Genomic DNA, 17,285 nt, shown 5'->3' on the forward strand with positions numbered 1-17,285 from the left:
TGGTAGTCGGTGAACTCGTTCGAGACAGTCGGATCCGATGCGGATCTGGTCGCGCAGGCCGTGCGCGACCTGATCCGGCGCACCCGATTCCCGGTCGCCTTCGGCGGCCTGCTCGACAGCGGTGAGGTTCCGGTCACCGCGATCGTCGGCTCCCGCACCCGCAGCCTCGAGGGCCTCAGGGTGCAGCCGCAGCGCGGTCTCGGGGGACGGGCCATGACCGAACTTCGTCCTCGGATGACCCACGACTACGGCGCCTCGCGGCAGATCACCCACGACTACGACGGCTTCGTGCTGGGCGAAGGTCTGCGCACGCTGCTCGCGATCCCCGTGATCGTGTCCGGACGGCCGCGTGGCGTGCTGTACGCCGGGACCTGGGAGGAATCTCCGGCCGGCGGAATCACCACCGCCCCGGCGATGCAGATCGCGGACGCGCTCGCCGGCGAACTGCGCATCCGCGAAGAGGTGGAGCGGCGGCTGCGCTCCATGAGCACGCCGGCTCCCCCGCCCTCGTTGAGCCCCGCACAGCGCGAAGAACTGCGCGAGAGTTTCGCCGAGCTGCGCGCCGTCGCCGCCCTCGTGCCGGACCCGGCGGTGCGCGAACGCCTCGGTGATCTCGAGCACCGCCTGCTCGCACTCTCCGCGCCTGCGCCACGGTCGCGCGCCGCCGAGGTGCACCTGTCCCCGCGCGAGCTCGACGTGCTGAGCTGCGCAGCCCTCGGTCAGACCAACGCGCAGGTCGCAGGTGAGCTGGGACTGCGCGAGTCCACGGTGAAGGCGTACCTGGGCACCGCGATGGCCAAGCTCGACGCCCCGACCCGCCACGCCGCCGTCGCCCGGGCGCGGCGGGACGGACTGATCCCCTGACCCTCTGCGCTGCCCTGCTCCTGCCCAGGGTGTGCGGCTATGCTCGGAATCGCGCAGTGCGCACCCGGACGAGGCGGGCCAGTACCCGGACAGCGAAAAGACTGGCTCTCAAGGAGGCCCGCCGTGGCGTGGTTCGTGCTCATCATCTCCGGAATGTTCGAGGCCGTATGGGCCACCGCGCTGGGGAAATCCGAGGGTTTCACGAAACTGTGGCCGAGTGTCATCTTCGTGATCGGCCTCGCCGCATCGATGTTCGGGCTGGGGTGGGCGATGCGGGAGATCCCGACGGCCACCGCCTATGCGGTATGGGTCGGCATCGGCGCCTCGCTCACCGTCGTCTGGGCGATGATCACCGGCGATTCCGAGGTGTCCTGGCTTCGTATCCTGCTGATCCTCGGGCTGGTCGGGTGCATTGTCGGATTGAAACTGATCGATCAGGGACACGCATGACATTCCGCATTCCAATCATTGCCGCCGGCAATTCCTGCAACTAGGTTTGTCCCCATGGCACGCAAAATCGTTCATCAGCTCGTCGACGATATCGACGGTTCCGTTCTCGAAGTGGGCGAAGGCGAGACCGTTCATTTCTCGCTCGACGGATCCGCCTATGAGATCGATCTGACCAGCGCCCACGCCGCAGACCTGCGTGCGGCACTCGCCCCCTACCTCTCCGCAGGCCGGCGCACACAGCGCGCGGCGACGGGACGGCCGGCTGCAGCAGCCAAGCGCCCGAATCGCAACCCTGAGACCGCGTCGATCCGCGCCTGGGCCGGTGACAACGGCTACAAGCTCTCCGAGCGCGGCCGGATCCCGGCAGACGTGATCGAGGCCTATCGCGCCGCGCACTGACCACGAACCATGAATGCGAGAGGGACCGCCTGTATGGGCGGTCCCTTCTCATGTGTGCGGCGAGGTGGCGGGGGTGTCGAGATCGGGTCGCGTGTGCCCCCGCATCTCCATCAGTTGTGCCCCCGCATCTCCATTCGCCCCTCCACGCGCCGACAAGAACCTGGGGCCGTCCAGCGTTTTCGAGACAGGTCGGCGCGCGGAGCCTCCTGGCGAACGGAGCCTCGCCTTTCGGGCGGTGTAGAGCGAGAGGGAGACCACCCTTCGGGCGGTCTCCCTCTCGCTCGTGCCCCCGACAGGATTCGAACCTGCGACCTGCCCTTTAGGAGAGGGCCGCTCTATCCGACTGAGCTACGAAGGCGCGCTCCCAGTCTAACGAGCGCCCACGGACCTAGGCGGCCATCGCCAGGTACCGCTCCCAGCTGGGTTCGCCGCGTTCGGATCCGCGCACGGTCCAGCCGGTCCCCCGCGGCGGGGCGGGCGTCAGTCGCAGCTCCCATCCCATCTCCTGCGGAGTGCGATCGCTTTTGACGTTGTTGCAGCGCAGGCAGCACGCCACCAGGTTCTCCCAGGAGTTCTTACCGCCGCGCGAACGCGGCAGCACGTGATCGATCGTGGAGGCGGACTTGCCGCAATACCCGCAGCGGTTGCCGTCGCGGCGCAGCACCCCGCGTCTCGTGACGGGAGCGTACCGGCTCCTCGGCATCCGCACATAGCGGCTGAGCACGATCACGGCCGGGCGGTCGAAGCGGCCGCTCGCCGCCCAGACGGGATCGTCGTCGACGCATTCGACGACGGAGGCCTTCTTGTTCATGACCAGCACGAGCGCGCGTCGGAACGACACGATCGCGAGCGGTTCGTACCCTGCGTTGAGCACCAGTGTGCGCATCCTGCATCCCTTCGATCCGACCGGGACGGCTTCCCGGTCTCTCGACCGTGCGCAGACGGAGGGTCCGCAGGATACGAAAACGGCGCTGTCTACGAGAGACAGCGCCGAGAGCGCACGGGCGATCCGTGCTGATCCTGCGGGCAATGCCGAAGAACGAGTCGACCGAGTGCATCCGTGGTTCGGATGCTCGGTATTCGTCCCATCGTGTTCCTCCGCCCTTGCGACGACGGAATCAGGCTAACCCATGCCCCGGCGACCACGCGGAGAATTTCCGGTGAACGCGCCGTCGGATCAGCGGACGTTCACCTCGAGCCACGCGAGGGGGTCGATCTCGGTGTTGTTCACGAGCACCTCGAAGTGCAGGCAGGACCCGGAGACCCAGCCGGTGTTGCCGACCTCGCCGAGGTACTGACCGGCGGTGACGCACTGACCAACGCTCACGGCTCGGCTGCCGTAGTTCATGTGCCCGTAGAGGGTGGCGATCGCGTTGGCACCGCTCAGAGCGGGGTGCGAGAGCTCGATCGTCTCGCCGTAGCCGCCGTAGCCGTCCTGCGAGATCGTGACGCAGCCATCGGCAGCGGCATAGATGGGCGTGCCGATCGGGGCGGCGAAGTCCTGCCCCATGTGGCTGCGACCGCTGCGAGCCGCGCCGAAGCCATCGCTCAGCGTGTACGAGCCGGACGCCATGGGGTAGATGACCTGCCCGGGGCTCGCGATCGGCGCCATGCTCGTGCGGACGGATGCGACCGAGGGCTTGGCAGCGGCCTCCGCCGCCGCCTTCGCCGCGGCAAGGGCGGCCTCGGCCGCCTTCTTCTGCTCGATCTCCTGCGGCGTCGTCGCGGTGAAGGAACCCCGTGCGCTCGACACGGCTGTCGCCTCGGAGGCGACGACGATCGACTGCGCATGGCCGGCGGCGATCTGCTGGGCGGTCGCGGGCGACGCCGTCGCGGGCGACGCGGCGCCGGTCGCGAGGGCAGGAAGGGCGATCGCTGCCACCAGTGCGCCTACGGCGGCGAGGACGGCGAAAGTGCGGATCGGACGCACGACGGAACGGGAGACCGGGCTCTTCGCACGCTTCGGGGAACGCGTGTCGACGGACGTGTCGGTCTGTTCGAGTTCTGCAGCCAAGGGCTTCCTCCAGGCCTCGGCGCCGTGCGTCGGCTCGTCCGTATTCGCGTGCAAGTCGGGATTTCGACAAGCATCAGGATGACCACGGCGGTGACGAGCCGGGAGGCGGCCGCCGAGGTTATCGTCAACGGGCTTCTCGTCGGCGACCTCCCCGACGTTACCCGATTGTGATGAATCTGTCACCCCCTGATTCGGGAGGACGGATCTGGGAATCGGCGGCTGCCGTTGCCGGTCAGCCCGCGTTCGCGGCGAGCCAGGGCTCGGGGTCGATGACCGAGCCGCCGATACGGACCTCGAAGTGCAGGTGGGATCCATACGAATTGCCGGTGTTGCCGACCAGCCCGATGAGCTGACCCGCGGAGACCTGGTCGCCCGCCTCCACCATCCGGCTGCCGTAGACCATGTGACCGTAGCGGGTCTCCACCATGGTGCCGTTGAGGTTGCTCATGATCATGATCGAGACGCCGTAGCCGCCGATGCTCTCGGCGGAGGCGGTCACGGTGCCCGCGGCCGCAGCGTAGATCGGGGTGCCCTCCGGGGCGATCATGTCCCAGCCCTCGTGGCCGCGACCGGATCCAGGGCCTTCGCCCGGGGTGAAGCTGGTGACCGGGTAGCGCACCGCGCCCGAGCCCGGAGCGACCAGCGCCATCCCGGCGAGGGACGGGCGGGAACTGCTGGCCGACGCCGCCGATGCGGCCGCCTCGGCGGCCCGAGCCGCTGCGGCATCCTCCGCCTTGCGCTTCTCGATCTCGTCCGGCGTGGTCGCGGTGAACTGCCCGCGCGCGCTCGGGGCCTGTGTGGCCTCGGAAGCGACGACGATCGACTGCGCGTTGTCTGCCGCCAGCTGCTCCGTGGTCACCGGGGCCGCATCGGCCGGACCGCTCGCCGAGGCGAACGCCGGAAGGCCGATCGCAGCGACCAGGGCGCCGACGGCGCCCAGGATCGCCACCGTGCGCACCGGACGCACGAAAGCGGATCGGTTCACGCCCTTCTTGGACGTCGTCGCTTCGGCGTTCGTCGGGCTCGCAGTCTCGATCGTGGTCTCAGGCAAAGTCTGTCCTCCGGCCTCTGCGCGAGATCGCGCCGGTCCGTCGTCGATCGGGTCGGTCCGCACAGGGCTCGGACACATGCCTCCCCACGGCGGCGACGGGCCGATGAGGCGAGCGCCGTGAAGTCCGTCGGCGGGCTTCTCGCCGGCGGCCCTTTCGACGCTACCGGAAAGTCACGAACGTGTCACACTGCGCCAAGGATCTGCTGAACGTTGATTTTCCGCGGATCCAGATGGTCGCGTACAGGCGACGCCCAGGCGGCGGATCGTCCCCGATGCGTGCGGAGAGCTCAGGCGACCAGGAAGATGTGCGAGGCGAGCTCGACCGGGAGCTCGAGCCCCTCGTCCTGCCCGTCGACCTCGATGAGCACGTACCCCTCGTTGAAGCGGAACCGCCCGCGCGCCCCCGGGACGACGCCCGCGTCACGCAGTTGCTCCAGCAGCTCCGGATCCACCTGCGCGGGCTCGGCGAGACGACGCACGGTGCCCTCGGTGGGGGTGCCCGCCGTGTTCATGTGTTCGACGAGGCCGATCACGCCCTCGTCGAAGGTGCGCGCCGGGGTGCCGCCGAGCTGGTCCAGGCCGGGGATCGGATTGCCGTACGGCGACTCCGTGGGGTGCCCGAGAAGCTCGACCAGACGGCGCTCCACCTGCTCGCTCATGACGTGCTCCCAGCGGCAGGCCTCCTCGTGCACGTAGGCCCAGTCCAGCCCGATCACGTCGGAGAGCAGCCGCTCGGCGAGGCGGTGCTTGCGCATCACGTCCACCGCCTTGCGGCGTCCGGCCTCGGTCAGTTCGAGCCGTCGATCCTCGGAGACGACCACGAGACCGTCGCGCTCCATGCGGCCGACCGTCTGCGACACCGTGGGGCCGGAGTGCCCGAGGCGCTCGGAGATCCGGGCGCGCAGGGGGACGATGTTCTCCTCCTCGAGTTCGAGGATGGTGCGGAGATACATCTCCGTGGTGTCGATCAGATCGGCCATCGATCCCCCTTGTCGTGCCGCGGACGCGGTTGCGTGGTGTTAGGCAAGCCTACCTTCTGCGGATATGCGTCGGCTCTGCCCTGTAGGGGCTGTCAGAGGCATCGCAGCGCGGAGTCGCCGGCCCCGTGCGGAGCCCGTCGCACGGCGTCACAGGGCCGGGGCGCTCCCCCGCCGACACCTAGAATCTGTGCATGGCGATCGAGATTCCCCGTGAACTTCTGCCCGTCGACGGCCGCTTCGGATGCGGCCCGTCCAAGATCCGTCCGGAGCAGGTGAGCGCGCTCGCCGCCGTCGGGTCGAGCCTGCTGGGCACCTCGCACCGGCAGGCGCCGGTGAAGAACCTCGTCCGCAGCGTCCGCGAGCAGTTGTCGTCGCTGTTCCGCCTTCCGGAGGGCTACGAGATCATCATCGGCAACGGCGGATCCACGGCGTTCTGGGACGCCGCCGCGTTCGGCCTCATCGAGAACCGCGCGCAGAACCTCGTCTCGGGCGAGTTCGGCGGAAAGTTCGCCAAGGCGGCGGCCGCACCATGGCTGCAGGCGCCGGACGTGCGCAACGCCGAGCCCGGATCCCGCGCCGAGGCCGAGATCGTCGACGGCGTGGACGTGTACGCCTGGCCGCACAACGAGACCTCGACCGGCGTCGCCTCGCCGATCCGCCGCGTCGCCGCGGATGGCGCCCTCACCGTCATCGACGCGACCAGCGCCGCCGGTGGCATCGACTTCGACGTGACCGAGACGGACGTCTACTACTTCGCCCCGCAGAAGAACCTGGGCTCCGACGGGGGGCTGTGGTTCGCCGCGGTCTCACCTGCCGCGATCGAGCGGATCGAACGGATCGCCGCCTCCGGTCGCTACATCCCCGAGTTCCTCAGCCTGAAGAACGCCGTCGACAACTCCCGCCTCGAGCAGACGCTCAACACGCCCGCCCTGACGACGCTGCATCTGCTCGACTCGCAGCTGCAGTGGATCAACACCAGCGGCGGACTCGCCTGGGCGGCGGCCCGCACGAACGAGTCCTCGCAGGAGCTGTACCGCTGGGCCGAGGCGAGTGCCGTGGCGACGCCGTTCGTCGCAAACCCCGCCGACCGCTCCCCCGTGGTGGCGACGATCGACTTCGACGACTCGGTGGACGCGGCCGCGGTCGCCAAGACGCTGCGTGCGAACGGCATCGTCGACACCGAGCCGTACCGCAAGCTCGGCCGCAACCAGCTGCGCATCGCGACGTTCGTCTCGATCGAGCCGGATGATGTGCGGCAGCTGATCCGCTCGATCGACTACGTGCTGGAGCACCAGGGCGCCTGAGTCGCGCTGCGATACGAGAGAAGGCGCCTCCGCTCGGGGGCGCCTTCTCTCGTATCGCAGCATTTCCGGGCCTTGCCCGGCGCGTCACTCCTCGTCGGAGTCGTCGTCCTCTTCGGAGTCGTCGTCCTCTTCGGAATCGTCATCCTCGGAGTCCTCCGCGGACTCTGCCGAGTCATCGAGCTCATCGATGTCCACGCCGTCGAGGTCGCCGGCGTGGAAACGCGGTGCGGCATCGTCCTCGTCCCGCTCATCGGCGTCGAGATCGTCATCGTCGGCGTCGTCGTCGTCGTCGAGATCGTCGTCGTCGAGGTCGTCGTCGGATCCGCCGTCGAGCTCTTCGCCCGAAATCTCCTCGGATCCGTTCGCCTCTGCGTCGTGCTGCGCGGTCGCGGCGAGCTCCGCTTGATGTGCGCGGTACTCCGCGAGGCGCTCGGCCCACGGCACCCATTCGGGCGCGAGCAGAGCACCGTCGCCGGGCAGGAGCTCGGCCTCCAGCACGGTCGGCTCCTCGTCCCCGACCTGGGCGACCGAAACGGTCCAGTACCAGCCGGGGTAGCCGCCGAGCCGGTTCTCGAAACGCAGCGAGAGCACGCCGTCGACCTCGGGCAGGTAACCGGCAGCCGGCCCGACCGATGCGGCGGGGGTGATCTCGTGCAGGGCAGCGAGCGCCAGATCGCGCGCGCCCAGCAGGCGCTCGCTGACGAACGGCGCGGCGAGGGGCTCATCGGTCGAGAAGCGCTCCTCGACCGCCGGGGCGACGGCTTCGGCGGACTCCGGCGCGACCGCGCCCTGCGCAGGCTCGACCGGCTCGATGCCCGAGGCCTCGTCCTCAGGCATCGAAGTCCTCGGCGACGTTGCGCAGCACGGCGGCGATCTTGCGGCCGTGGCTGGACGACGGATAGCGGCCGCGGCGCAGGTCGCCGCCGATGCCGTCGAGCAGCTTCACGAGATCCTCGACGATCACAGCCATGTCGTCCGCGGGCTTGCGCTTGGACTTGGCGAGGCTCACCGGAGCCTCGAGCACGCGCACGGAGAGCGCCTGCAGGCCGCGTTTTCCGTCGGCGACGCCGAACTCGACGCGAGCGCCGGCCTTGACCGCGGATCCGGCGGGGAGGGACGAGGCGTGCAGGAAGACGTCCTGGCCGTCATCGGTGGTGATGAAGCCGAACCCCTTCTCGTCGTCGTAGAACCTGACCTTGCCGGTGGGCATGGGAGAACCTCGCTGCAAATACTCGGGCGCCGGATCCGGGGGATCCGATCGGGTGGCGTGCGGAAGCCCCGCACCCCACCAGCCTACCGGTCGCGGAGCGGGTAGGCTGAGACGGATGAGCACTCGGCCGCCTGCCCCCGAGCCGGAGATCCGCGGGATCGATCGGTTCCTGACCTTCGGCGCGCTGACGCTGGCCGCCCTCTCGGTGATCTGCTTCTTCGTGATCATCATCGCGACCGCGGTGGGGATGAAGCAGGCTGACTTCACGCACGGCGCCTGGCCCGTCGTGGGCGTGTTCCCGTTCTGGGGCCTGCCGCTCGCCTTCGGCATGATCGTCGTCCTGCTCATCATGAGCTTCGTCCGGAGAGGACGCGCGGCGCGGCGCTCCTGACGCCGCCGCGAGCTGTTCTCACCATGAGCACCCATGCGCGCCTTCTCGCCGAGGCGTTGTCCGCGCGCACCGATGACGATCTCGCCGCGCTCTTCGGGCGCCGTGAGGTGCGCCCCGATGCCGGCTGGCACGATTTCTTCGACGCCGCCGAGGCGCTGCTGGATCCGACGTCGGTGGCACGGGTTCTGCCCCGTCTGACCCGGGCCGAGGTCGCGGGTCTCGTCGCCGCCGCATCCGGCGCGGATCCCGGTGCGGTCGCAGACGCGCTGCGCACCCTCGCCCTGCTCTCGCCCTCCGGCGCGACGCTACCCCCGACAGTGGCGGCGGCCGTCGCCGCACGCGACACCGTCGCAGGCCCGATCATCCCGGGCGACGAATCGGTGTCCGCAGACCTCCCTAAGAGCGCAGATGAGCCCGAGTCAGCCCGGGCCGCCGAACGCGCCTTCACGACGGTCGCGACCCTCGCCGACGCCCTTCTGCTCGCCGAGGAGGGGCCGCTGGCGCTGCTCGCAGGCGGCACCGTGGGACTCTCCGAGAAGCGCCGCCTGAGCGAACGCGGGCTCCCCGAAGACCCTGCTCTGCTCGACGATGTGCTCGCGCTCGGCACGGCCGCCGGTCTGCTGCGGCCGATCGAGCGCACCCTGCGCCTGTCCGACGCCGGTGCGGCGTGGCTCCGGCTGCCCGGCCCCGAGCGCTGGTCGCGGCTGGTCGCAGGTTTCCGCACCGCTCTGCCCGAGGTGCTGCGCACCCGGAACGGCGGCTGGATCCCCCTTGCGGACTGGCACGCCGAGCATCCCTGGGACCCGAGCTGGCCGGCACGCATCGACGGACTCATCCGGCAGGCCCGTCTGCTCGGCCTCATCACAGACGAGAGCTCGGACGGAACCGCAGCGGAGACCCCCTGGGCCGAGGCGCCGCGACGCGGAGCGGACCCGGATCCCTCCGCCCTCGCCGCCTACGTGCCCGCCGAGGTCGACCGGATCTTCCTGCAGAACGATCTCACTGCGATCGCCCCGGGGCCGCTGCTGCCCGCCCTGGACCTGCGGCTGCGCGGCATGGCCACCCGCGAGTCGGCGAGCCAGGCGTCCTCGTACCGCTTCACCGCCGACTCGCTCAGCACGGCGCTGTCGTCCGGGGAGACGGAGGAGGGGGTGCTGGACTTCCTCGAAGGTCTCTCCCTGACGGGAGTGCCGCAGCCGTTGCGCTACCTGCTGGCGCAGAGCGCGAGCAGGCACGGCCAGGTGCAGGTCGGTACCGACCCTGCGACCGGACGGACTCGCGTGCGCAGCCGCGACCTGCACCTGCTGCAGGCGATCGGCGTGGACCAGGCGCTGCGCCCCCTGGGCCTCGTCCCCGACGACACCGGCGAGGACGCCGCGGCGCTGACCACGCGGGTCAACCGCGACACCGTGTTCTGGGCGCTCACCGACGAGCACTACCCCGCCGCCCTCGTGGACGCGGCCGGTGCGGTGGAGCGACCGGTTCGCACCACAACGGAGAGCGCTCCCCCGCCCCCCGCCGACGCCCAGCGCTACGCGGCGCTCATCGCCCGGCTGCGGGAGGCGCGTGAGGGCAACCCGGACGCCGCGTGGCTGGAACGGGAGCTCGAGCACGCCGCGAAGCAGCGCGCCGTGATCGCAGTCGAGGTAGCCATGCCCGACGGCACGGCGCGCGAGCTGGTGCTCGAGGTGACCGGCTTCGGGGGCGGGCGCGTCCGCGGCCGCGACGGGGCGAGCGACGTCGAGCGCACCCTGCCGATCCGCTCGATCCTCTCCACCCGCGCCATCGAGGACGCCGGATCCTGAGTCCCGATCCTCTCAGCAGGACCGGGCCGCCCCGACCCCCGTGGCCGCGAGCATCGATCGGCGCCGAGCGCCGGCTCCCCGGTGCGACCGGTAGACTGGTCCGCTATGTCTGATGGCCCGCTGATCGTCCAGAGCGACCGCACCGTGCTGCTCGAGGTCGCGCACCCCGACGCCGAGAGCGCGCGGCACGAGCTCGCGATCTTCGCCGAGCTGGAACGCGCCCCCGAGCACATCCACACGTACCGGGTCACCCGGCTGGGGCTGTGGAACGCCCGCGCGGCCGGCCACACGGCCGAGGACATGCTGGAGACCCTCGACCGCTGGTCGCGTTTCCCCGTGCCCCCGTCGGTCTCCGTCGACATCCGCGAGACCGTGAACCGCTACGGCCGGCTCGTGATCGAGCGCGACGACGAGGGCGTACTCATCCTGCGCTCCACGGATCCCGCCGTGCTCACCCAGGTCGCCGGGAACAAGCGGATCCAGCCGCTGCTCGTCGGCCACCCTGCCCCCGACACGTACGTCGTGGACGCGTGGGCGCGGGGCCAGATCAAGCAGGAGCTGTTGAAGATCGGCTGGCCCGCCGAGGACCTGGCCGGCTACACGCCGGGCACACCGCACGAGATCACGCTGGCCGAGGACGGCTGGACGATGCGCCCCTACCAGCAGGACGCGGTCGACGCGTTCGCGAAGGACGGATCCGGCGTCGTCGTGCTCCCCTGCGGTGCCGGCAAGACCATCGTCGGCGCCGGTGCAATGGCGGCGACCAAGACGACCACGCTCATCCTCGTCACCAACGCCGTCTCGGCCCGCCAGTGGCGCGACGAGCTGATCAAGCGCACCAGCCTGACCCCCGAGGAGATCGGCGAGTACTCCGGGCAGGTGAAGGAGGTCAAGCCGGTCACGATCGCGACCTACCAGATCCTCACCGCGAAGCGGAAGGGCCAGTACGCGCACCTCTCCCTCCTCGACGAGATGGACTGGGGTCTGGTGGTCTACGACGAGGTGCACCTGCTGCCCGCACCGGTCTTCAAGCTCACCGCCGATCTGCAGGCCCGCCGCCGGATCGGCCTCACCGCGACGCTCGTGCGCGAGGACGGCCGCGAGGGCGACGTGTTCAGCCTGATCGGCCCCAAGCGGTTCGACGCACCGTGGAAGCAGATCGAGGCGCAGGGCTTCATCTCGCCCGCCGCCTGCTACGAGGTTCGCGTCGACCTGCCACCGGACGACCGGCTGGAGTACGCCGCCGCGACGGATGACGAGCGCTACCGCCTCGCCGCGTCCGCGCCGGCCAAGATCACCACGGTGCGCGAGCTCATCGCGAAGCACCCCGGCGAGCGCATCCTCGTGATCGGGCAGTACCTCGACCAGCTCGAGGAGTTGTCCGAGGCCCTGAACGCGCCGTCGATCACCGGCGCGACGCCGGTGGACGAGCGCGAGGAGCTGTACCGGCAGTTCCGCGAGGGCGAGATCGAGCTGCTGGTGGTGTCGAAGGTCGCGAACTTCTCCATCGACCTGCCGGAGGCCTCGGTCGCGATCCAGGTGTCCGGATCCTTCGGCTCGCGCCAGGAGGAGGCGCAGCGCCTCGGACGCCTGCTGCGACCGAAGCAGTCCGGGCACACGGCAAGCTTCTACACGCTGATCGCGCGGGACACGGTCGACCAGGACTATGCGCAGAACCGGCAGCGCTTCCTCGCCGAGCAGGGTTACAGCTACACGATCCTGGACGCGCACGAGCTCGAGGCGGCCTGAGGGCGCACGACGCGAGATCAGGTGGTGCGGGCGAACCAGTCCAGCGCGAGCCGGGCGACCTCGCGCGGCTGATCGTCCGTGAGGAAATGCGCGCCGTGGTCGACGAACGCGAGCTCGAACCTGTCGGCATGCTGCCCGTGGTTCCTGCAGATGCGGCGCACCGTCGGCTCCGCGAACGGGCCGTCCTCGCTGCCGAACACGCAGAGCATCGGCGGGCGCAGACGCATCCGCTTGTAGACCCCTCCCATCAGCCGTCGCGAGACCGGTATCACCATGCCCCGGTAGAGCGCGGTCACGGCCCGCTCGATCTCAGGCCGCTCGTGCACCCGCAGGTAGGCTTCGACCGTCTCGTCGGTCATCGGCTTCGCCGCATAGCGGGATCCGAACAGGTATCCGAGCGATCTTCCCGCGCGGTGCATGAGCAGCGCCGGCATGTGCGCGAACGCGGGCATCACCCGGGGCGAGAACTCCAAGAAGCCCGGCGGCACGGCGACCTGCACGATCGCCCGCACGCGCTCCGGACTGCCGTACGCGAGCTGCATCCCCGAGATCGCTCCCATGTCGTGGCAGAGGAAACGCGCGGTGCCGATGCCGAGCGCATCCAGCACGGCGACCACGTCGTCCAGCTGGGATTCCGGGCCGAATCGCGGGTCATCGGCCTCCGTCCAGCCCGAGCCGCGCAGATCGGGGCAGATCACGCGATACCCCTCCGCAGCGATGATCGGCGCGATGAAGCGCCACTGCCACCAGTGCATCGGAAAACCGTGCAGAAGGACGACGGGATCGCCCTCGCCGATCGACGCCACATGCGTGCGCAGCCCCGGCGTGGCGATCATCGCGTGTTCGAATCCGGCCGCGTCGGGAAGCGGCGGCGACCATTCCCGTTGGAGTCGCGAGGGTTCCGGCGTATCCATGGCGAGACCTCCCTGTCGTCGCACCGCGCGGACCACTGCGGTTCGCCGGGAAGTTTACTACGTTCGTAGTGTCAGCACACTATGAAAGTAGTGATCTACGCTCGTCCCATGAGCAGTACGCGCCGTCGGGCGCTCGACGCCGCCGTGACCCTGATCGGCACGGAGGGGATCCGCGCGCTCACGCACGGCCGGGTGGATGCCGCAGCCGCGCTGCCGCCCGGCTCCACGTCGAATCACTTCCGCACGCGTGCGGCGCTGGTCTCAGGGGTGATCGAGTGGCTGGCGACACAGGAGCGCGCGGACGCCGGCCTGCCGGACATCGGCACCGCCGACGAATTCATCGATGCCGTGTCCCGGATGATCCAGCTCCAGTCCGGTCCGCTCGCGGCGCGGACCAGGGCGCGCTACGCGCTGTTCCTGGAGGCGGATGAAGACGCCGTGCGACCGCTGCGCGAACAGCGGCTTGGCATGGAGGCGTGGGTGCGCGGGATCCTCACGAGCCTCGGCGGGGACACCGCGGCTCGGCACGCCGCCTTCGTCATGGCCACCGGCGACGGCCTCCTGCTGCACCGGGTCACCGTGGATCCCGACGCACCCATCCGCGAGGTGATCGCTCACGCCGTGCATGCCGCCCTGAGCGGCTGACCGGTGCACTGACGCGGTCGGCCGCACGTGGGCCTCGATCGAGGCGCTCAGACGCGGGGATCCTCCCCCGGCCTCAGACCGCAGCGCCAGCACGGCGCGGTCGGATCGTCGAGCACGGCCCCGCACTCCGGGCACACCCGGGCCAGCCAGCAGGCGGAGTCCCCGCCGCGCTCCTCGTCATCCATCTCCGGATGCTGCGTCACCGTGGACGGTGCGGGTCCGGCCCGGATCAGGTCTGCGGGATGACCGTCAGCACGCGAGCCGTGAACTCGGCGAAGGCCGACATGAACTGGCGCAGGAACTCCTCGGTCCCGGGCGTCGTGACGCGGCCGTCGTCGTCGATCAGGCCGGGCGAGTAGTGGATGTAGGCCTCGGGCGCGGTCATCTGCCGGGCGTTGAGGAAGCCGAGCGTCCCGCGCAGGGACTGCTGGCCGACGGCCGTGCCGATCGCGCCCATCGATGCGCCCACCACACCGGTCGGCTTGTGCGCCCACACGTTCTGCCCCCAGGGCCTGCTGCCCCAGTCGATCGCGTTCTTCAGCGGCCCCGGCAGCGAGCGGTTGTACTCGGGGGTGACGAAGAGCACCGCGTCCGCGCTCGTCACCGCCTCCTTGAAGTCGAGCGCGACCTGCGGATAGTCGGCATCGAAGTCGCGGTTGTACAACGGCAGGTCGGCATAGGAGATCTCGAAGAACTCGAAACCCTCGGGCGCAAGATGCGTCAATGCGTTCGCCAGACGGCGATTGATGGACTCCCGGGAGAGGCTGCCGACGATGACGCCGACACGGTACGGCCCCTCGTGCTCGATGATGTCGATCTTCATGGACACACTCTGCACCCGAAAGGGGCGGATCGTCACGCTTCCTGAGGCGCCGCATAGCCGATCCCTAGGAAAGTTCCGCCCGCAATCAGCCCGAACACGGATCGGGTCACCATAATGGGGGCATGACTGAAGCGCGCATCCTGGTCGTCGACGACGAACCCAACATCCGCGATGTCCTCTCCACGGGCCTGAGCTTCGCCGGTTTCTCGGTGAAGACCGTCGCCAACGGCGCCGCCACGATCTCGGCCGTGCTGGAGGAGGAGCCCGATCTCATCATCCTCGACGTGATGCTCCCCGACATGAACGGATTCAGCGTCACTAAACGACTGCGCGGCGCGGGTTTCACGGCGCCGATCCTGTTCCTCACGGCGAAGGACGACACCGAGGACAAGATCGAGGGACTGAATGCGGGCGGCGACGACTACGTCACCAAGCCGTTCGCCCTGGACGAGATCGTCGCGCGTGCGCAGGCGATCCTGCGCCGCACCATGCAGGCGGACGAGGAATCGGTGATCCGCGCCGGCGAGCTGTCGATGGATCAGGACACGCACGACGTGTTCGTCGGCTCCACCCCCATCGAACTCAGCCCGACCGAGTTCAAGCTCCTCCGCTACCTCATGCTCAACCCGAACCGGGTGTTGTCGAAGGCGCAGATCCTCGACCACGTCTGGGAGTACGACTTCAACGGCGACGCCGGCATCGTGGAGAGCTACATCTCGTATCTCCGCCGCAAGATCGACCCGCACACCGAGGAGCCGGTCATCCAGACCAAGCGCGGCTTCGGCTACATGCTCAAGGTGGGGAAGACCGCGTAGCGGATGGCAGAGCCCGACGCGATCACGCGATGGTGGCGCCGGATCAGCCTTCGGGCGAAGGTGACCGGCGTCACCGTCGGCGTGCTCGCGCTCGGACTCGTCGTCACCGGCATCGGCACCATGCCGATCCTGCGCAACCTGCTCATCGACAACGTCGAATCCCAGCTGCCGACGCTCGTGACCAGCGACCTCGCCACGATCACGCCGGACGGCTACGGCACCTTCAGCGTCACACTTAAGGACGAGACGCTGGGCCTCGCGGACTACTTCGTCGCGGTCTACGACACGGCCGGCGCGCTCGTGTACTCCGGGGGCGGCGCGCCGAAGGCCGGCAAGCCCGAGTTCCCGACCGCCTACCCTCTGGCCCGTGCGACGCTCGAAGCCGGACGGACGGATCCGATGGTGCTGCGAGGCGCGGACGGATCCGAGTTCCGCGCCGCTGTGGCGGTGCGGGAGGACCCCAGCACCAACATCACCTACACGCAGATCGTGGCGGTGTCGCTGGACGAGCCGGATCGCATACTGGCGACGTTCTTCGGGGTGTTCACCACGGTGGCGCTCGTGACGATCATCATCGCGGCGCTCGCCACCCGGGGGCTGGTGACGCTCGCCTTCCGCCGGCTGGGCCGGGTGGAGTCCACCGCCATGGCGATCGCCGCGGGCGACTTCAGTCAGCGGCTCACGGACCTCGAGCCGACGACCGAGGTGGGGCGGCTGAACGGCGCCATCAACACCATGCTCGACCGGCTGGACGCGGCGATCGCCCAGCGCGACCGCTCTGTGCAGCAGATGCGGCGCTTCGTCGGCGACGCCAGCCATGAGCTGCGCACGCCGCTGGTGAGTGTGCGCGGCTACGCCGAGCTGTACCGGATGGGCGCCATCAAGCCCGGCGAGGACACTGCGCGCGCGATGGACCGGATCGAGAAGGAGGCGCTGCGGATGGGCGTGCTCGTCGAGGATCTGCTCGCCCTTGCCCGCCTGGACGAGCAGCGCGAACTCACCATCGAACCGCTCGATCTTCGCCCGCTCGCGCAGGACGCCGCGCTCGACCTGCGCGCGGCGGCGCCCGAGCGCCCGGTCACCGTCGTCGACATGACCGCCGAGGCGCACCCTACGGACCTGCCCGTGCCCTCACACATGGCGATCACACGGCCGACCCCGACAACACGCACGGCGCCTCCGCGCGGTCGCATACCCGCGATCCTGCGCCGGCGCCCGCGCGACGGCGGCCCGGTTCCCGAGATCGACTTCTCCGAGGCCGTCGTCGCTCCCGTCTCCACGCCGCCGATCGTGCTCGGCGAGGAGAACAAGGTGCGCCAGGTGATCGCGAACCTGCTCGGCAACGCGCGGCGATTCTCCCCCGGCGACTCCCCCATCGAGGTGGTCGTGGGCGCGGACCGGCGCCGGGACGTGGGCTGGTTCGCGATCGTGGATCACGGTGAGGGCGTCCCCGAGCAGATCCGGGATCAGATCTTCCAGCGCTTCTGGCGCGCCGACTCCTCGCGCACGAGAGACACCGGCGGCGCGGGCCTGGGGCTCGCCATCGTCGCGTCCATCGTGCGTGCGCTGAACGGCTCGGTCCAGGTGACCGAGACACCGGGCGGCGGTGCGACGTTCACCGTGTCGCTGCCGCTCGCACCGGCGCAGGCGACGCCGGAGCACCTGCTGCAGGACACGCAGCCCATCGAGCCGCTCGACCTCTCGCGCTGAGCCCGGCGGCCGCTGGACCTGTCCCGCTGAGCCCGGCGGCCGCTGGACCTGTCGCGCTGAGCCCGGCGGCGGCTGGCGTCCTCGATCGATCCGCACAGTGCGGACCCCGCGAAGGTTCCGCACCGGTTGCGCGACCGGCCCCTATCGACAGGCACCGGATC

At 69.9% G+C, this 17,285-nt stretch carries 18 protein-coding genes, 1 tRNA gene and 1 riboswitch; of the genes, 10 read left to right on the forward strand and 9 right to left on the reverse strand.

The annotated features are described in order from the left end of the window. The first annotated feature begins 9 nt into the window (after positions 1 to 9). From ACTJI8_RS12270 to ACTJI8_RS12280, 3 genes are all read left to right on the forward strand, one after another. Complete coding sequence (locus ACTJI8_RS12270) at positions 10 to 864, forward strand: LuxR C-terminal-related transcriptional regulator (protein WP_440733723.1); 855 nt, start codon at positions 10 to 12, stop codon at positions 862 to 864. A gap of 46 nt (positions 865 to 910) precedes the next feature. After that, a riboswitch (guanidine-III (ykkC-III) riboswitch) is annotated at positions 911 to 975 on the forward strand. Between the two features lie 12 nt (positions 976 to 987). Beyond that, positions 988 to 1,314 (forward strand): DMT family transporter, encoded by a 327-nt coding sequence (locus ACTJI8_RS12275; RefSeq protein ID WP_440733724.1) that lies wholly within the window; start codon positions 988 to 990, stop codon positions 1,312 to 1,314. Positions 1,315 to 1,368: 54 nt separating this feature from the next. Continuing rightward, entirely contained in the window at positions 1,369 to 1,713 is a 345-nt protein-coding gene (locus ACTJI8_RS12280) for a histone-like nucleoid-structuring protein Lsr2 (RefSeq protein WP_440733725.1), read from the forward strand. Positions 1,714 to 1,997: 284 nt separating this feature from the next. Here the strand turns inward: ACTJI8_RS12280 and ACTJI8_RS12285 are convergent. The 5 genes from ACTJI8_RS12285 to ACTJI8_RS12305 all read right to left on the reverse strand — a co-directional run bounded on the left by ACTJI8_RS12285 (position 1,998) and on the right by ACTJI8_RS12305 (position 5,758). Next, a tRNA-Arg gene (locus ACTJI8_RS12285) sits at positions 1,998 to 2,071 on the reverse strand. Positions 2,072 to 2,101: 30 nt separating this feature from the next. Beyond that, positions 2,102 to 2,599 (reverse strand): HNH endonuclease, encoded by a 498-nt coding sequence (locus tag ACTJI8_RS12290; RefSeq protein ID WP_440733726.1) that lies wholly within the window; start codon positions 2,597 to 2,599, stop codon positions 2,102 to 2,104. 291 nt (positions 2,600 to 2,890) lie between these two features. Next, positions 2,891 to 3,727, reverse strand: coding sequence for a M23 family metallopeptidase (locus tag ACTJI8_RS12295; RefSeq protein ID WP_440733727.1), 837 nt, complete (start codon positions 3,725 to 3,727; stop codon positions 2,891 to 2,893). 232 nt (positions 3,728 to 3,959) lie between these two features. After that, complete coding sequence (locus tag ACTJI8_RS12300) at positions 3,960 to 4,778, reverse strand: M23 family metallopeptidase (protein WP_440733728.1); 819 nt, start codon at positions 4,776 to 4,778, stop codon at positions 3,960 to 3,962. A 287-nt stretch (positions 4,779 to 5,065) separates the two neighbouring features. After that, the gene (locus ACTJI8_RS12305) at positions 5,066 to 5,758 is read right to left on the reverse strand and encodes a metal-dependent transcriptional regulator (protein WP_440733729.1); all 693 of its coding nucleotides are present in this window, start codon (positions 5,756 to 5,758) and stop codon (positions 5,066 to 5,068) included. 191 nt (positions 5,759 to 5,949) lie between these two features. Between ACTJI8_RS12305 and serC the strand changes: the two genes are divergently transcribed. Further along, positions 5,950 to 7,062 carry a phosphoserine transaminase gene (gene serC, locus ACTJI8_RS12310; protein ID WP_440733730.1) on the forward strand — a complete coding sequence of 371 codons (1,113 nt, stop codon included), beginning with the start codon at positions 5,950 to 5,952 and terminating at the stop codon, positions 7,060 to 7,062. Positions 7,063 to 7,146: 84 nt separating this feature from the next. Here serC and ACTJI8_RS12315 read toward each other — a convergent pair whose 3' ends face one another. Together ACTJI8_RS12315 and ACTJI8_RS12320 are read right to left on the reverse strand one after the other, a co-directional pair. Then, the gene (locus tag ACTJI8_RS12315) at positions 7,147 to 7,899 is read right to left on the reverse strand and encodes a DUF3027 domain-containing protein (RefSeq protein ID WP_440733731.1); all 753 of its coding nucleotides are present in this window, start codon (positions 7,897 to 7,899) and stop codon (positions 7,147 to 7,149) included. Continuing rightward, positions 7,892 to 8,272 (reverse strand): cold-shock protein, encoded by a 381-nt coding sequence (locus ACTJI8_RS12320; protein ID WP_440733732.1) that lies wholly within the window; start codon positions 8,270 to 8,272, stop codon positions 7,892 to 7,894. The genes ACTJI8_RS12315 and ACTJI8_RS12320 overlap by 8 nt, the downstream gene beginning before the upstream one ends. 115 nt (positions 8,273 to 8,387) lie before the next feature. On the opposite strand from ACTJI8_RS12320, the gene ACTJI8_RS12325 reads away from it, so the two are divergent. The 3 genes from ACTJI8_RS12325 (at position 8,388) to ACTJI8_RS12335 (ending at position 12,217) form a co-directional block, all read left to right on the forward strand. Further along, complete coding sequence (locus ACTJI8_RS12325) at positions 8,388 to 8,663, forward strand: multidrug ABC transporter ATPase (protein ID WP_440733733.1); 276 nt, start codon at positions 8,388 to 8,390, stop codon at positions 8,661 to 8,663. 23 nt (positions 8,664 to 8,686) lie between these two features. Then, positions 8,687 to 10,468 carry a helicase-associated domain-containing protein gene (locus ACTJI8_RS12330; RefSeq protein ID WP_440733734.1) on the forward strand — a complete coding sequence of 594 codons (1,782 nt, stop codon included), beginning with the start codon at positions 8,687 to 8,689 and terminating at the stop codon, positions 10,466 to 10,468. 105 nt (positions 10,469 to 10,573) lie between these two features. After that, positions 10,574 to 12,217, forward strand: coding sequence for a DNA repair helicase XPB (locus ACTJI8_RS12335; protein ID WP_440733735.1), 1,644 nt, complete (start codon positions 10,574 to 10,576; stop codon positions 12,215 to 12,217). A 17-nt stretch (positions 12,218 to 12,234) separates the two neighbouring features. Here ACTJI8_RS12335 and ACTJI8_RS12340 read toward each other — a convergent pair whose 3' ends face one another. After that, positions 12,235 to 13,053, reverse strand: coding sequence for an alpha/beta fold hydrolase (locus ACTJI8_RS12340; protein ID WP_440733736.1), 819 nt, complete (start codon positions 13,051 to 13,053; stop codon positions 12,235 to 12,237). Positions 13,054 to 13,239: 186 nt separating this feature from the next. Here ACTJI8_RS12340 and ACTJI8_RS12345 point away from each other — a divergent pair, with 186 nt between their 5' ends. Then, positions 13,240 to 13,776 carry a TetR/AcrR family transcriptional regulator gene (locus tag ACTJI8_RS12345; RefSeq protein ID WP_440733737.1) on the forward strand — a complete coding sequence of 179 codons (537 nt, stop codon included), beginning with the start codon at positions 13,240 to 13,242 and terminating at the stop codon, positions 13,774 to 13,776. Between the two features lie 229 nt (positions 13,777 to 14,005). Here ACTJI8_RS12345 and ACTJI8_RS12350 read toward each other — a convergent pair whose 3' ends face one another. Continuing rightward, a complete protein-coding gene (locus ACTJI8_RS12350; protein ID WP_440733738.1) occupies positions 14,006 to 14,599 on the reverse strand; it encodes an NADPH-dependent FMN reductase in 594 nt (197 codons plus the stop codon). 122 nt (positions 14,600 to 14,721) lie between these two features. Here ACTJI8_RS12350 and ACTJI8_RS12355 point away from each other — a divergent pair, with 122 nt between their 5' ends. Continuing rightward, entirely contained in the window at positions 14,722 to 15,414 is a 693-nt protein-coding gene (locus ACTJI8_RS12355) for a response regulator transcription factor (protein WP_159575299.1), read from the forward strand. Positions 15,415 to 15,417: 3 nt separating this feature from the next. Beyond that, positions 15,418 to 17,124 carry a sensor histidine kinase gene (locus ACTJI8_RS12360; protein ID WP_440733739.1) on the forward strand — a complete coding sequence of 569 codons (1,707 nt, stop codon included), beginning with the start codon at positions 15,418 to 15,420 and terminating at the stop codon, positions 17,122 to 17,124. The last annotated feature ends 161 nt before the right edge of the window (positions 17,125 to 17,285 follow it).

The sequence above is a fragment of the Microbacterium sp. 22303 genome (assembly GCF_052045265.1).
Taxonomy (GTDB): Bacteria; Actinomycetota; Actinomycetes; order Actinomycetales; family Microbacteriaceae; genus Microbacterium.

Bases quoted from the DNA above. Each gene is read 5' to 3' on its own strand.
- ACTJI8_RS12280 (WP_440733725.1), top strand. From the start codon at position 1,369: ATGGCACGCAAAATCGTTCATCAGCTCGTCGACGATATCGACGGTTCC.
- ACTJI8_RS12290 (WP_440733726.1), bottom strand. From the start codon at position 2,599: ATGCGCACACTGGTGCTCAACGCAGGGTACGAACCGCTCGCGATCGTG.
- ACTJI8_RS12305 (WP_440733729.1), bottom strand. From the start codon at position 5,758: ATGGCCGATCTGATCGACACCACGGAGATGTATCTCCGCACCATCCTC.
- serC (WP_440733730.1), top strand. From the start codon at position 5,950: ATGGCGATCGAGATTCCCCGTGAACTTCTGCCCGTCGACGGCCGCTTC.
- ACTJI8_RS12315 (WP_440733731.1), bottom strand. From the start codon at position 7,899: ATGCCTGAGGACGAGGCCTCGGGCATCGAGCCGGTCGAGCCTGCGCAG.
- ACTJI8_RS12320 (WP_440733732.1), bottom strand. From the start codon at position 8,272: ATGCCCACCGGCAAGGTCAGGTTCTACGACGACGAGAAGGGGTTCGGC.
- ACTJI8_RS12325 (WP_440733733.1), top strand. From the start codon at position 8,388: ATGAGCACTCGGCCGCCTGCCCCCGAGCCGGAGATCCGCGGGATCGAT.
- ACTJI8_RS12330 (WP_440733734.1), top strand. From the start codon at position 8,687: ATGAGCACCCATGCGCGCCTTCTCGCCGAGGCGTTGTCCGCGCGCACC.
- ACTJI8_RS12335 (WP_440733735.1), top strand. From the start codon at position 10,574: ATGTCTGATGGCCCGCTGATCGTCCAGAGCGACCGCACCGTGCTGCTC.
- ACTJI8_RS12340 (WP_440733736.1), bottom strand. From the start codon at position 13,053: ATGATCGCCACGCCGGGGCTGCGCACGCATGTGGCGTCGATCGGCGAG.
- ACTJI8_RS12345 (WP_440733737.1), top strand. From the start codon at position 13,240: ATGAGCAGTACGCGCCGTCGGGCGCTCGACGCCGCCGTGACCCTGATC.
- ACTJI8_RS12350 (WP_440733738.1), bottom strand. From the start codon at position 14,599: ATGAAGATCGACATCATCGAGCACGAGGGGCCGTACCGTGTCGGCGTC.
- ACTJI8_RS12355 (WP_159575299.1), top strand. From the start codon at position 14,722: ATGACTGAAGCGCGCATCCTGGTCGTCGACGACGAACCCAACATCCGC.
- ACTJI8_RS12360 (WP_440733739.1), top strand. From the start codon at position 15,418: ATGGCAGAGCCCGACGCGATCACGCGATGGTGGCGCCGGATCAGCCTT.